Origin of the sequence: Streptomyces solitudinis (assembly GCF_036323765.1) — a bacterium.
Classification (GTDB): Bacteria; Actinomycetota; Actinomycetes; order Streptomycetales; family Streptomycetaceae; genus Streptomyces.
The window spans coordinates 410,182-423,693 of record NZ_JAZDCW010000006.1 but is presented as its reverse complement, the minus strand read 5'-3'; the positions used below and the strand labels follow the sequence as shown (position 1 = coordinate 423,693).

The 13,512-nt window shown below is 72.9% G+C and carries 11 protein-coding genes; 9 read left to right on the top strand and 2 right to left on the bottom strand.

Going from position 1 to position 13,512, the window contains the following annotated elements; all coding sequences use genetic code 11:
• The first annotated feature begins 30 nt into the window (after window positions 1-30).
• Complete coding sequence (locus tag V1J52_RS18440) at window positions 31-1,302, top strand: adenosylhomocysteinase (RefSeq protein WP_330140953.1); 1,272 nt, start codon at window positions 31-33, stop codon at window positions 1,300-1,302.
• Window positions 1,303-1,408: 106 nt separating this feature from the next.
• A complete protein-coding gene (locus tag V1J52_RS18435; protein WP_330140952.1) occupies window positions 1,409-2,632 on the top strand; it encodes an aminotransferase class I/II-fold pyridoxal phosphate-dependent enzyme in 1,224 nt (407 codons plus the stop codon).
• On the opposite strand, the gene V1J52_RS18430 is transcribed toward V1J52_RS18435, so the two are convergent.
• On the bottom strand, window positions 2,619-3,092 hold the full coding sequence (locus V1J52_RS18430) for an Lrp/AsnC family transcriptional regulator (protein ID WP_330140951.1): 474 nt from the start codon (window positions 3,090-3,092) through the stop codon (window positions 2,619-2,621). The two genes, V1J52_RS18435 and V1J52_RS18430, sit on opposite strands and share 14 nt — an antisense overlap.
• 167 nt (window positions 3,093-3,259) lie before the next feature.
• Here V1J52_RS18430 and V1J52_RS18425 point away from each other — a divergent pair, with 167 nt between their 5' ends.
• A complete protein-coding gene (locus V1J52_RS18425; protein ID WP_330140950.1) occupies window positions 3,260-4,573 on the top strand; it encodes an APC family permease in 1,314 nt (437 codons plus the stop codon).
• Here the strand turns inward: V1J52_RS18425 and V1J52_RS18420 are convergent.
• Window positions 4,492-5,175, bottom strand: coding sequence for a thioesterase II family protein (locus V1J52_RS18420; RefSeq protein ID WP_330140949.1), 684 nt, complete (start codon window positions 5,173-5,175; stop codon window positions 4,492-4,494). The two genes, V1J52_RS18425 and V1J52_RS18420, sit on opposite strands and share 82 nt — an antisense overlap.
• Window positions 5,176-5,709: 534 nt before the next feature.
• On the opposite strand from V1J52_RS18420, the gene V1J52_RS18415 reads away from it, so the two are divergent.
• From V1J52_RS18415 to V1J52_RS18390, 6 genes are all read left to right on the top strand, one after another.
• Window positions 5,710-6,912, top strand: coding sequence for a LeuA family protein (locus V1J52_RS18415; RefSeq protein WP_443075859.1), 1,203 nt, complete (start codon window positions 5,710-5,712; stop codon window positions 6,910-6,912).
• Window positions 6,912-8,306: a 3-isopropylmalate dehydratase large subunit gene (gene leuC / locus V1J52_RS18410; protein ID WP_330140947.1), complete on the top strand. Its 1,395-nt coding sequence runs from the start codon at window positions 6,912-6,914 to the stop codon at window positions 8,304-8,306. The genes V1J52_RS18415 and leuC overlap by 1 nt, the downstream gene beginning before the upstream one ends.
• A 12-nt stretch (window positions 8,307-8,318) precedes the next feature.
• Window positions 8,319-8,921 (top strand): 3-isopropylmalate dehydratase small subunit, encoded by a 603-nt coding sequence (gene leuD / locus V1J52_RS18405; RefSeq protein ID WP_330140946.1) that lies wholly within the window; start codon window positions 8,319-8,321, stop codon window positions 8,919-8,921.
• Between the two features lie 29 nt (window positions 8,922-8,950).
• A complete protein-coding gene (locus tag V1J52_RS18400; protein WP_330140944.1) occupies window positions 8,951-10,126 on the top strand; it encodes a pyridoxal phosphate-dependent aminotransferase in 1,176 nt (391 codons plus the stop codon).
• 161 nt (window positions 10,127-10,287) lie between these two features.
• The gene (locus tag V1J52_RS18395) at window positions 10,288-12,246 is read left to right on the top strand and encodes an amino acid adenylation domain-containing protein (protein WP_330140943.1); all 1,959 of its coding nucleotides are present in this window, start codon (window positions 10,288-10,290) and stop codon (window positions 12,244-12,246) included.
• Complete coding sequence (locus V1J52_RS18390; protein ID WP_330140942.1) at window positions 12,243-13,457, top strand: cytochrome P450; 1,215 nt, start codon at window positions 12,243-12,245, stop codon at window positions 13,455-13,457. The genes V1J52_RS18395 and V1J52_RS18390 overlap by 4 nt, the downstream gene beginning before the upstream one ends.
• The last annotated feature ends 55 nt before the right edge of the window (window positions 13,458-13,512 follow it).

The following is a 13,512-nucleotide window of genomic DNA, read 5'->3' as shown; positions in this document are numbered from 1 at the left end:
GCCGGGCCGCGTGTGGATAGAGTTGCGGCCATGCCTGATCTTCCTCAGCACGACATCGCCGACTCCGGACTCGCCGCTCAGGGCGTCGCCCGTATCGAGTGGGCGGAGCGTTCCATGCCCGTCCTGCGGGAAATCCGGGAGCGTTTCGCCAAGGAGCAGCCCTTTGCCGGCCAGCGATACGCGGCGTGTATGCACATGACGACGGAGACCGCCGTCCTGCTGCGCACCCTGAAGGCGGGCGGCGCGGAGCTGGCCGCCTGCGCCAGCAATCCGCTGTCCACCCAGGACGACACCATGGCGGCCCTGGTCCACGAGTACGGCGTCAGCGTCTTCGCCCGCAACGGCGTCGACCGCGACACCTACTACGCGCACATCAACTCCGCGCTCGACGTCGAGCCGGACTTCGTCTTCGACGACGGGTGCGACCTCGTCAACACCCTCCACACGACCCGCACCGAGCTGCTGGACCGGATCAAGGGCGGGTGCGAGGAGACGACCACGGGCGTGGTGCGGCTGCGCCAGATGTCCGCGGACGGGGCGCTGCGCTTCCCGATGGTGGCGGTGAACGACACCGACACCAAGCACATGTTCGACAACCGCTACGGCACGGGCCAGTCCTCGCTGGACGCGATCATGCGGGCGACGAACCTGCTGTTCGCGGGCAAGACGGTCGTCGTGGGCGGGTTCGGCTTCTGCGGCAAGGGCCTGGCGGAGCGCGCGGCGGGCCTGGGCGCCCACGTCGTCGTCACCGAGATCGACCCGACCAAGGCGCTCGACGCCCTCATGCAGGGCTACCGCGTCATGCCGATGATGGAGGCCGCCCGGATCGGCGACGTCTTCATCACCGTCACCAGCAACCGGGGTGCCCTGCGCAAGGAGCACTTCGAGGTCATGAAGGACGGCGCCATCCTCGCCAACGCCGGCCACTTCGACGTCGAGGTCGATGTCGTGGGGCTGGGCGAGATGGCGGTCGAGAAGCGGCCCCGCATCCGCCACCAGACGGACGAGTACATCATGCCCGACGGGCGCCGCCTGCTCCTGGTCGCCGAGGGCCGGCTGGTGAACCTCGGAGCCGCCGAGGGCCACCCGGCGTCGGTGATGGACATGTCCTTCGCCGACCAGGCGCTGACGGCCGAGTGGCTCACCAAGAGCCACGCCTCGCTGGCACCGGGCGTGCACGAGGTGCCGACCGAGATCGACAAGCACGTCGCGCAGGTGAAGCTCCAGACCATGGGCGTGGAGATCGACACCCTCACCAGCGACCAGCAGACGTACATGAACTCCTGGGAGTTCGGCTCCTGACCCTCGCGGGCGTCCGCCCGCCGCTCCCCGCCCGCCGTCCGCCGCCTGGCAGCGCGCGGCCAGGCGGGCGGCGGGCGGACGCACCGACACCACTGGAGGCACGGGTTTGTCCGACGACACGCACGACGGCCCCGGCCCGCGCGCGGAGGGCTGGCTCCCCGCAGCCCGGATACGCGGGATCGGCGCGTCGATCTTCACGGAGATGACCGAACTGGCCAACCGCACGGGGTCGGTGAACCTCGGGCAGGGCGTGCCGGACCTGTGGTCCCCGCCGCAGCTGCTCGACTACGCGCGCGAGGCGATCGCCGACGGGCACAACCAGTACCCGCCGGCCGCCGGGGTGGCCGCGCTGCGGCAGGCCGTCGCCGCGCACCGCGAGGAGTTCGCCGGTGTCGGCTACCGGACCGAGGACGAGATCGTCGTCACCACCGGGGCGACGGAGGCGGTGGCCGCCGCGCTGCTGGCCTTCTGCGGGCCGGGCGACGAGGTCCTCACCTTCGACCCGTGCTACGACGCCTACCCGGCCGTCACCGGGATGGCGGGCGCCCGTCTGGTGGCGGCCCCGCTGGCCCTGGACGGCACCGGCTGGGCACTGGACGAGAAGGCGCTGCGGGAGGCGGTCACCCCGCGCACGCGGGTGCTGCTGCTCAACTCCCCGCACAATCCGACCGGCAAGGTCTTCACCGCCGCCGAGCTGGACGCCATCGCGGCGGTGTGCCGCGACAACGACCTCACGGTGATCACCGACGAGGTGTACGAGCACCTGGTCTACGACGGCCCCGGGCACGTGTCGATCGCCTCCCTCCCGGGGATGCGCGAACGGACCCTGGCCGTGTCCGGTGCGGGCAAGACGTTCAACGTCACCGGCTGGAAGATCGGCTGGGCGTGCGGCCCCGCGTACCTGGTCACCGCCGTGCGGGCCACCAAGCAGTTCCTGACCTTCGCCACCGGCGCGCCCTTCCAGTTCGCGGTCGCGCGGATGCTCGGCGAGACGGAGCCGTGGGCGCGGGAGCTGCGCGCGGCGATGCGGGAGCGCCGCGCCCTGCTGACCGAGGGCCTGCGCGCGGTCGGGCTGCCGGCCGTCGCGGGCGAGGGCGGCTACTTCGTGCAGGCGGACGTGCGCGGCTGGGGCCACGAGGACGGCACCCGTTTCTGCCGTGAACTGCCCGAGGCGGCCGGGGTGGCCTGCGTGCCCACGAGCGCCTTCTACCAGAGCCAGGGCACGCCGAGCTGGCTGGCCAGGTTCGCGTTCTGCAAGCCACTGCCCTATCTGGAGGAGGGCGTGCGGCGGCTCGCCGCCGCACGCGGACGCGGGGTCAGCCCGGACTGACGCCGGGCGGGAGCGGGGTCACCACGGCGGTCTCGTCGTGCTGGTAGATGACCGAGGTGCGGAAGCCGATGATCTCGCGGCGTCCGCTCAGCCGGTCGATGAGGAAGCTGTGCAGCTGTCCGACGTCCTGGACGGCGACGTGGACGACGAAGTCGTCGCCGCCGGCCAGGACGAAGACGGCCAGCACCTCCGGCAGGGCGCGCAGGGTGCGCCGCACCCCGTCGACGACCTCCCGGTTCAGCGGCCGTACCTGCACCGCGATGAGCGCCTGAACGTGGCGGTTGAGCGCGGGGAGTGAGACCTGTGCCGTGTAGCCGAGTATCACGCCACGCTTGCGCAGGAGCCGCACGCGCTCCAGACAGGTCGAGGGCGCGATGCCCAGGGAGCGGGCGAGTTCGCGGTTGGTCTGCCGTGCGTCTGCCTGGAGCCGGGTGATGATCGCCGAATCAAGTTCGTCCACACCCGGTAGGACCGTCCGATCGTGTATTTGGTTCACCGGCCGGGCCCGGCAGCCGTACGTCGTCCTAACTTGAGGGCCGTTGACCGACCGACTGTGCGGCGGGCGGCGGCTCCACCGTGCGGGGGCGCGGTGCCGCGGCGGCCGCGGACCATGGGGAAGAGGACGTCATGAGGGGTGGCCGGCTCACGCTGGGGGAAGGCACCGCGCTGTACATCGGGGGAGTGCTGGGCCCGGGGGTCCTCGCGCTTCCCGCACTCGCCGCGGCGGAGGCGGGCCCCGGCTCCGTCGTCGCCTGGATCGGGCTGCTGCTGCTGAGCGTCCCGGTGGCCGCGTCCTTCGCCGCCCTGGGCGCCCGCTACCCGGACGGCGGCGGCGTGGCGACGTTCGTCGCGCGGGCGTTCGGGTCGCGGGCCGCGGCCTGCGTCGGCTGGTGGTTCTACGCCGCCGTACCGGTGGGGGTCCTGGCCGGGGCGATGATCGGCGGGCAGTACGTGGCCGAGGCGCTCGGCCTGGGCCGGGGGGCCGGTCTGGCCGGGGCGGTGCTGATCCTGGCGGCGGCCTTCGCCGCCAACCACGTGGGCCTCCAGCTCTCCGGACGGGTGCAGCTCGCCCTGTGCGCGGTGCTGGTGCTGCTGCTGGTCGTCGCCACCGTCGCGGCGGCCCCGCACCTGTCGACCGGGAACTTCACCCCGTTCATGCCCGGCGGGTGGGCCTCCGTGGGCTCGGCGGCCGTGGTGCTCTTCTACGCCTTCAGCGGCTGGGAGGCGGCCAGCCACCTGTCCGCGGAGTTCGCCGACCCGAAGCGGCACCTCGCCCGGGCCACCGGGATCACCCTGGGCGTCGTGGGTGTGCTGTACCTGTCCCTGTCGGTCGTGACGGTCGGCGTGCTGGGCGCCCGCGCGGGCACGTCCGAGGTGCCGCTCATGCTCCTGCTGGAGCGCGGCGTCGGACCCGGCGCCCGCGTGGTGACGGCGGCGGCGGCCGTCTGCCTGACCTTCGGCGCCGTCAACACGTTCATCGCCGGTGCCGCCCGGCTGGGGGCGGCCCTGGGCCGGGACGGCGTGCTGCCCCGGTGGCTGGCCAAGGGCAGCGGCGCGGGCGAGGTGCCCCGGCGCAGCCTGCTGGTGCAGGCCGTGCTGACCGGGGCACTGACCGCGGTGGTCGCGGTCGCCGGAACGGAGCTGGATCCGCTGATGCGGGTGACGTCGGCGTTCCTGGCCGCGGTGACGGCCGCCGGTACGGCGGCCGCCGTCGCCCTGCTGCCGAGGCGGCAGCCGCTGTGGTGGGCGGCGGTGGCCGCCGTGGGGTTCACGCTGGTGGTGCTGGTCTTCAGCGGCCCGCTGCTCGCGCTCCCGCTGCTGGTGGCCGCCGGTGCGCTGGTCTTCTGCCGGCGCCGGGGTCAGGGCACGGGGCGGCCGGACGCCGCCCGGGCCTCCGCGGCCAGCGCGCCGAGCGCCGCGGCCGACTCGCCGCGCTCGTAGGGGTAGAAGTGGCCGCCGGGGAAGCCGCGGTGGACCACGGGGGCGGCGCACGCCTCGTCCCAGCCCGCCAGCTCCCGGGCGTCCAGGGTGGCGTCGTCGGTCCCGTACCAGACGTGGTACGGGATGCGCGGCGCCGGTCCGGCGGGCTCGGCGTAGGTGTCCGCCAGGTGCAGGTCGTGGCCGAGGAGTGTGACGGCCGTTTCCCTGAAGTCGGCGTCCGCAAGAAGCTCGGCGGAGACACCGCCGAACCTCTGCAAATCTTGCAGCAGCGAATCATGGGTGCGTACGACGAACGGGGCCCCGGGGTGGGTGGCCTTTTCGGCCGTCACCCGGGGCGGCCGGTGGGCCGAGACGATCACGGCGTGCACGAGGGCCTGCTGGTCAGCGGGGAGGGCACAGGCGAGCTGGTGCGCGAAAAGGGCTCCGAGACTGTGACCGAAAATGATGGCCGGGCGGTCGACGAGGGAAAGGGCGTCCGGCAGAAAGCGCGTGAAAGCCGCTGCGAAGTGCGGCGCGTGGCCCTCCCCTCCGGAACCTTCCCGTCCGCTCAACTCGAAGACGCACGGCTCGCAATCAGCCGGGAGCGACCTGAAGGTCGGCATGAACGAAAGCGCCGACCCCCCGGCGTGGTGGAAAGCGAGCAGGCGCGTCTGGGCGCCCGCCTTGGAAAACCTTACGTAACTTCCGGTGGACTGCATGCGCACCTCGAAGACATGCGGAATGGACAGGGCTGACGGAAGCGTGAATTCCGGAAAGTGCGAGCGCCTTACGGGAGAAAGGAGGACGCGGCCGAGACGCTAGCAACGCACCCGCGCGGCGAACAAGGGTGACCGCTCCGGGGCCGCCACCGGGCCCCAAGGTCAACTAGGCGCCCACTGTGGGGACTTGGTCGGGTCCGCGCACGACCGACAGCCGGCTGGATCGCCCCCTTGTGCGGCATTTGCCCCCTTGTGTGTATCGCTCCTTGAGACAAAAGCGTTATTTCTCGGGTCTTGATGGACTCTTGCTTCAGCACCGAGGTAGCGTCTGGGCGTTGCCCGGTGGATGCGCGAGGGGGGTCCACCGGCCGAAGACGGCTGCCTTTCTGTGCCCGTCCTCGCCTCTCCCCCTTTGACCGTCACTTGTTGTGGGGGATCATGAGTCAGCAGACTTCAGCGCGCCGCATTTCCATCTTCGACACGACACTCCGTGACGGGGAACAAGCCCCGGCCAATGCCATGCTTCCCGAGCAGAAGCTGGATATGGCGCTCCGCATCGAAGCCCTGGGCGTCGATTCCATCGAGACCGGATTCCCGGCGTCCTCGCCGAGCGAGTTCGAGGCCACCAGGCTCATTGCGCGGCACCTCACCACCGCCCGGTTCGTCACGTTCTGCCGCGCCGTCCGGGGGGACGTCGAGCAGGCCGTCGCGGCCGGCGGCACCGCCCGTCACGAGGTGCAGGTGATGGCCACGGGAAGCGACATGCACCTCAAGTACAAGCGGGGCATCACCCGCAAGGAAGCCGTCGACGAGGTCGTCGACACGGTTGCGTTCGCCAAGTCGCTCGGCGTGGACTCCGTCTCCGTGCCCATCGAGGACGCCAGCCGCGGCGAGGACGAGCTGCTGCGCGCCCTGACCGAGAGCGCCGTCGAAGCGGGCGCCACCTGCTTCGTCATCGGCGACACCTCCGGCTGCATGACGCCCGACCAGTACGGCGACCTCATCGCCCGGTTCCGCTCCTGGGCCCCGTCCCCCGTGCGCATCTCGACCCACTGCCACGACGACTTCGGGCTGTCCCTGCCCAACGCGGTGGCCGGGCTCCAGGCCGGCGCCGACGAGGCCCAGGTCACCCTCGGCGGCATCGGCGAGCGCGCCGGTAACACCCCGCTGGAGGAGCTGGTCGCGCTGCTCGCCTACAAGCGCGACCACTACGGCATGTACACGGACATCAAGACCGAGCCGCTGTACGAGGCGTACACCGCGCTGCGCGAGATCATCCGGCTGGAGGAGCCCCGGAACAAGGCGATCTTCGGCACCTACGCGTTCGGCACCGCCGCCGGCGTCCACCAGCAGGGCGTGCTGCGCAACCCCGCCACGTACGAGTACGTCGAGCCGTCCCGGTTCGGGCGCGAGCGTTCCCTGCTCATCGGCCGCCACTCCGGACGCAGCGTGCTGCGCCACCTGCTGGAGCGCATCGGCGTGGAGGTCGATGAGGAGCGCCTGTCCGAGCTGTACCGGGTCCACGTCGCCGAGCGCACCGGCGGCGACTGCGAGGACCTGAGCGTCCTGGAGAAGCGGCTGGCCGTGGAGCTGGCCGGGGAGCGGACCGGGCGGACGGCCCCCGAGGTGGCAACGCGCTGATGGGACGCACCCTCGCGGAGAAACTCTGGGACGGTCACCTGGTGTACGGCGGCGCGGGCGAGCCCGACCTGCTCTACATCGACCTCCACCTCATGCACGAGGTGACCTCCCCGCAGGCGTTCGACGGTCTGCGCCTGGCGGGCCGGACGGTGCGCAGGAGCGACCTCACACTGGCCCTTGAGGACCACAACGTGCCCACCGACGGCCCCGAGGTCCGCGACACCACGGGCCGCCTGCAACTGGACGCCCTGCGCGGGAACTGCGCGGAGCACGGGATCGAGCTGTACCGGATCGGACACGAGCGGCAGGGCATCGTCCACGTCGTCGCGCCCGAACTGGGGCTCGTGCAGCCGGGCATGTCGGCGGTGTGCGGCGACAGCCACACCTCCACCCTGGGCGCCTTCGGCGCCCTGGCCTTCGGCATCGGCACCAGCGACGTCGAGCACGTGCTCGCCACGCAGACGCTGGCCATGCCGCGCCCGGGGACCATGGCCGCCGAGTTCACCGGGACGCTCCCGGACGGCGTCGGGCCCAAGGACCTCATCCTCGCCCTCATCGCCCGGATCGGCGTGGGCGGCGCGGCCGGGCACCTGCTGGAGTACCGGGGGGAGGGCGTGCGCGGGCTGTCGGTCGAGGGCCGGATGAGCATGTGCAACATGAGCATCGAGGCCGGTGCGCGGGCCGGGATGTTCGCCCCGGACGAGGCCACCTTCGCCTACCTGGAGGGCCGCCCGCACGCCCCGGCCGGGGCCGCCTGGCGCGACGCGCTCGCGTACTGGCGCACCCTGCCCTCCGACCCGGACGCCGTCTTCGACCGCACCGTGACGCTCGACGTCACCGGCCTGGCCCCCCAGGTGACCTGGGGCACCAACCCCGGGCAGACGGTCGGCCTGGACGGCGAGGTGCCGCACCCGGAGGACTTCACCGACCCGGCGGAACAGGCCGGAGCGTCCCGCGCCCTGCGGTACATGGACCTGAAGCCGGGCACCCCGCTGCGGGAGGTGGAGATCGACACCGTCTTCCTCGGCTCGTGCACCAACAGCCGCATCGAGGATCTCAGGAGCGCGGCCGCGGTGCTGCGCGGCAGGCGGCTGTCCGCCGGGTTGCGCATGCTGGTCGTACCGGGCTCGGCGCAGGTCAGACGGCAGGCCGAACGTGAGGGGCTGCACGAGGTGTTCGCGTCCGCCGGAGCCGAGTGGCGGCTCCCGGGCTGCTCCATGTGCCCGGGACTGAACACCGACCGCGTCACGGGCAGCGAGCGCGTCGCGTCCACGTCCAACCGCAACTTCGAGGGCCGGCTGGGCGGGCGGGCCCGCGCCCACCTGGTCTCGCCCGCCGTCGCCGCCGCCACGGCCGTCGCCGGCCGCCTCGCCGCGCCCGCCGACCTGGACTGAGGAGCAACCCCCGTGGAACCGATCCGCTCCCACGTCGGCCGCACCGTGCCGCTGCGCCGCAGCGACGTGGACACCGACCAGATCTGCCCCGCCGAGTTCTGCAAACGCGTCACCCGGTCGGGCTTCGACGACGCGCTGTTCGCCCGCTGGCGGAAGGAACCGGGCTTCGTCCTCACGGCGCCGGAGCGCGCCGGGGCGAGCGTGCTGCTCGCCGGACCCGACTTCGGCACCGGAAGCTCGCGCGAACACGCCGTCTGGGCGCTGCGCGACTGGGGATTCGCCGTCGTGCTGTCGTCCCGGTTCGGCGACATCTTCCGGCGCAACGCCCTCAAGAACGGGCTGCTCGCGCTGAGCCTGCCCGAACCGGTGATGGGGCGGCTCCTGGACCGCTCGGAGGCGGACAGCTCCCTGACGGTCACCGTCGACGTGGCGGCCCGCACCGTGGCCGCGGACGGCGGCCTGTGGTCCTTCGACCTCGACGAGCGGACCCAGTGGCTGCTGGTCAACGGCTTCGACGACATCGACGTGACGATGCGCCGCGGCCCCCACATCACCGCCTACGAGGAGCGCCGCCCGTACTGGCTGCCGACCGTGGGAGCCCGGAGTCCGCAGTGACACACGAGATGCTTGAAGAGGTGCACCCCATGCCGTCCGCCCCCACCGCCGAGGCCACCGGCACCCGTCCCTTCGGCGCCGCCCGGCTGGCGCGGCTGCCCTCGGGCGCGCTCGCCGACGTCCTGCACCTGGGCCGCACCCTGGGCGCGCTCGACCTGGCGGGAGGCGTCCCGGGCAGCCCGCTGCCGCCCCGCGCCGTGCTGGAGGCCGCGGCCGAGGAACTGCTGCGCGGCGACAACCAGTACGAGGACACCAGCGGCAACCTCCTGCTGCGCGAACAGCTCGCCGCCGGCTTCGCCACACCCGCCGACGCCGGGGACGAGGTCACCATCACCACGGGCGCCTCGGAGGCGCTGTGCGTGGCCATGCTGGCGACCGTCGACCCGGGCGACGAGGTCATCCTGCTGGAGCCCTTCTACGAGAACTTCCTCGCCGCGCTCACCACGGCGGGCGCCGTCCCGCGCTTCGTGCGGCTGCGGGCACCCGACTGGCGCTGGGACCCGGCGGAGCTGGCCGCCGCCTTCGGACCGCGCACCCGCGCGGTGGTGGTCAACTCCCCCGCCAACCCCACCGGCCGCACGCTCACCCGCGGCGAGCTGGAGCAGCTCGCCGCGCTGTGCGAGCGCTGGGACGTCACCGTCGTCTCGGACGAGGTGTACGCCGACTTCGTGTACGACGGCAGGCGGCACGTGTCGGTGGCCGACGTGCCGGGGCTGCGCGAGCGCTCCATCGTGGTCGGCAGCCTCTCCAAGAGCCACGCCGTCAGCGGCTGGCGGCTGGGGTTCCTGCGCGCCCGCCGCGGGATCACCGAGGCGCTGCGCCAGGTCCACCTGGCCACCAGCTTCGGCGCCAACGGACCGCTCCAGCGGGCCGTCGCCCGCTCCGGAGTCCTGACCGGCGACTGGAACCCGCGGGAGGACATGGCGGCACGCCGCGACCGCGCCGTCGCGCTGTTCGCCGGGCTCGGCCTGGACACCGTCGCGCCCGAGGGCGGCTGCTACGTGATGGCGGGCATCCGGCCGGTGACGGACGCGGACTGCCGCACGTTCGTCCACCGGCTCGCCGAGCGGCGGAAGGTCCTCGTCGTCCCCGGCCGCTGCTTCTTCCGTGACCACCGCGGCGACTCGGGATACGTCCGCGTCGCCTTCAACAAGTCGCCCGGAACGCTGGCCGAGGCGGAGCGCCGCCTCGCCGCGGGTCTGTGACCCGGCGGCCCCGCCGCCCCTCCCGGCCCGCCCGCACGCCTTCCGCACCCACCCGCCTCGGCACCTTCCGAGCGCCCGCCCCCGCTTCCCTGGCCCGCCCGTCACGCCCGTTCGCCACGCCCCACCGGGGTCACCGGGCCACGAGACACAGGAGAGACGTTATGTCGCCCGAGCCGGAGAACGACCGCTTCGACCTGGTGATGAGTACGCACGGACCGTTGAGCGTCTGGCCCGCCGACCGGCCCGTGCCCGGCGGCTGGGAGCCGCTCGGCTTCACCGGCTCCCGTGAGGAGTGCCTCGCCGAAGCCGAACGCAGGGACACCAAACCCCCGACCCCGCTCAGCGCGCCCGAAGCGGGCAGCCCCGGCACCCTGCTGGCGCTGTTCCGCGGCACGGCCGCCCGGCACCCCGAGGCGCCCGCCGTGAGCCACGAGGGCCGCGCCCTCGGCTACGCCGAACTCGACCGGCGCTCCGACGCGCTGGCGCAGGCCCTGCGGGCCCGCGGCATCGGCGCCGAGGACCGGGTCGCCTACTACCTCGGCCGCGGCGTGCAGGTCTTCGTCGCGCTGCTCGGCATCCTCAAGACGGGCGCGGCCTACGTGCCCGTCGACGCCCGCTACCCGGACAGCCGCCGCGACCTGATGATCACCGACAGCGACGCGGCGCTGCTGCTCACCGAACCCGGCTGGACCGGACGGGTCGCCGGCCTGGGCGTGGACGTCCTGGAACTCGTCCTCGACGCCCACACCGAGCCGCGCCCCGAGGCGATGCCGGACGTCGCCCCGCACGCGGCGGCCTGCGTCCTGTTCACCTCCGGCTCCTCCGGCCGGCCCAAGGCCGTCGTGCTGGAGCACCGCAACCTCCTGCACTTCGCCACCAACCCGGCGCTTCCCGCGCTCACCCCGAAGGACCGCGTCGGGCACGTGTCGAGCCTGTCCTTCGACGCCTTCCACTTCGAGACGTGGTGCGGCTTCGCCGGGGGCGCCGAGATCGTCGTCCTGCCCACGATGCCGGACCTGGTCACCGGTGACCTCGGGCGGGAGCTGCGGCGCCGCCAGATCACGGCCATGCTCGTGCCCACCATGGCCGTGAACCACGTCGTGCAGGAGGACCGCGACGCGTTCTCCTCCCTGCGCGTCCTGCACACCGGCGGGGACGTCGTGCTCCCCGACGCCTGCCGGGCGCTGCTGGCCGGTTCCTTCAAGGGCGAGCTGTACAACCTGTACGGCCCCACCGAGGGCACCACGGCCTGCACGGCCCACGCCGTCACCGAGGTCGGCCCGGACGTGGACAGCGTCCCCATCGGCCGGGAGATCGAGGGCACGCCGCTGTACGTGCTCGACGGCGGGCTGCGCCCCGTCGCCGAGGGCGGGACGGGCGAGCTGTACATCGGCGGCCCCGGGGTGGCCCGCGGCTACCAGGGCCGCGTGGGGCTGACGGCGGACCGCTTCCTGCCCGACCCCTACGCCGCCGACGGCAGCCGCATGTACGCCACCGGCGACCTGGTGACCCGCGGCGCTGACGGGCTCCTGCGCTACCGGGGCCGCGCGGACGACCAGGTGAAGATCCGCGGCTACCGCGTCGAACCGCGCGAGGTCGAGCGGATCGTCGCCCGCCACGAGCAGGTGCAGGACGTGGCCGTGCTCGTCTCCGGCGAGGGCGGGGACCGCCACCTGACCGCGCTGGTCGTGCCCTACGACACGGTGTCGCTGAAGGACCTGCGCGGGTACGCCACGGCGGCCATGCCCGACTTCATGGTGCCCAGCTCCTTCGTCAAGGTCGCCGAGATCCCCGCCAACGACCACGGCAAGCGGGACCTGGACCGGCTGCGGGAGCTGGTGGCGGAGCACCTGCGCAGGGACGGCACCCGGACCGCGCCGCGGGACGACGTCGAGCGGTACGTCGCCGAGCTGTGGAGCGAACTGCTGACCGTGGAACGGGTCGGTGTGGAGGACGACTTCTTCGCCCTGGGCGGCAACTCGCTGCTCGCGTTCCGGATGCAGCGCCGCATCGTGCGCGAACTCGACGTCGAGGTCAGCGCGCGGGAGATCCTCGGCACCAGTGAACTGGCCGCGCTCGCAGCGCTGGTCCGCGACCGGAAGGCGGGCGTCCCCGCATGAACGTGACGACGGCCGACCTGACCGACCCGGACCTGTTCGCCGAGGGGCGGCACCACGCCGTCTTCGACCGGCTGCGCGTCCACGACCCCGTCCACTGGCACCGCTCGGGCGACGGCGGGTTCTGGGTGCTGTCCGCGTACGACGACGTGGCCGCCGCCTACAACGACCACACGGCCCTCAGCTCCGAGGGCGGCCCGATGCTGGGGGGGTCGTTCCGCAGCGAGGCCGACCCCTCGGCCGGGCGCATGCTCGTCGCCTCCGACCCGCCGCGCCAGCGCATGATCCGGCAGGCGGTGCACCGCGCCTTCACCACCGGCATGATCAGGAAGATCGCCCGGCAGGTCTCCGAACTGGTCGACGCGGCGGTGGCCCGGGCCGTGGCCGACGGCGGCTGCGACTTCGCCACCGACATCGCCCCCGAGCTGCCCGCCGGGGCGGTGATGGCCATGATGGGCGTCTCGCACCGGCAGGCGCACGAGCTGATCGGCATGACCCGCCGGATGATCGGCTTCCGCGACCCCTTCTTCGGCGACACCTCCGACGACGAGCGGCTGCGGCTGGCCGTGGTGCAGTCCGAGATCTTCGAGTTCTTCTCCGAGATCGTCCGGGACCGGCGCGCCAACCCGGGCGAGGACCTGGCCAGTTACCTGCTCCAGGCCGAGGCCAACGGCAGGCCGTGGCCGGAGGAGATGGTCCTCTACAACTGCATGAACGTGGCGGTGGGCGGCAACGAGACCTCCTCCTACACGGCCTGCGCGGGGCTGGTCGCCCTGCTGGAGAACCCCGGCCAGCTCGCCCTGCTGCGCGAGCAGCCGCAGACCGTGGACAGCGCGGTGAACGAGATCCTGCGGTGGAGCTCCACCAACGCGTACGTGATGCGGGTCGCCACCCAGGACCTGGAGATCCGGGGCCGGCGCGTCTCGGCCGGTGACTCGGTGACCCTGTGGAACGTCTCGGCGAACCGCGACCCGTCCCAGTTCCCCGACGCCCACCGGTTCGACGTCACCCGCTCGCCCAACCGGCACCTGTCGTACGGGGTGGGCATCCACCGGTGCATCGGAGCCATGGTCGCGCAGACAGAACTCGGCATACTCTTCCGGAAGTTGGCGGACAACGGCCTTGACCTCGCACTCGCCGGGGAACCCCGGCGGCTGCGGTCCAACTTCATCCAGGGCATCACCGCCATGCCCGTGCACATGAGCCGCCGGTAGACCCAGCCGGCACCGGACCGTGCGGCGTGCCCGACCGGCACGCCGCACGGCCGGA

What these genes read in the sequence shown, in the direction of transcription:
- V1J52_RS18440 (WP_330140953.1), top strand. Translation starts at nt 31, where the DNA reads ATGCCTGATCTTCCTCAGCACGACATCGCCGACTCCGGACTCGCCGCT.
- V1J52_RS18425 (WP_330140950.1), top strand. Translation starts at nt 3,260, where the DNA reads ATGAGGGGTGGCCGGCTCACGCTGGGGGAAGGCACCGCGCTGTACATC.
- V1J52_RS18420 (WP_330140949.1), bottom strand. Translation starts at nt 5,175, where the DNA reads ATGCCGACCTTCAGGTCGCTCCCGGCTGATTGCGAGCCGTGCGTCTTC.
- V1J52_RS18415 (WP_443075859.1), top strand. Translation starts at nt 5,710, where the DNA reads ATGAGTCAGCAGACTTCAGCGCGCCGCATTTCCATCTTCGACACGACA.
- leuC (WP_330140947.1), top strand. Translation starts at nt 6,912, where the DNA reads ATGGGACGCACCCTCGCGGAGAAACTCTGGGACGGTCACCTGGTGTAC.
- V1J52_RS18400 (WP_330140944.1), top strand. Translation starts at nt 8,951, where the DNA reads ATGCCGTCCGCCCCCACCGCCGAGGCCACCGGCACCCGTCCCTTCGGC.
- V1J52_RS18395 (WP_330140943.1), top strand. Translation starts at nt 10,288, where the DNA reads ATGTCGCCCGAGCCGGAGAACGACCGCTTCGACCTGGTGATGAGTACG.
- V1J52_RS18390 (WP_330140942.1), top strand. Translation starts at nt 12,243, where the DNA reads ATGAACGTGACGACGGCCGACCTGACCGACCCGGACCTGTTCGCCGAG.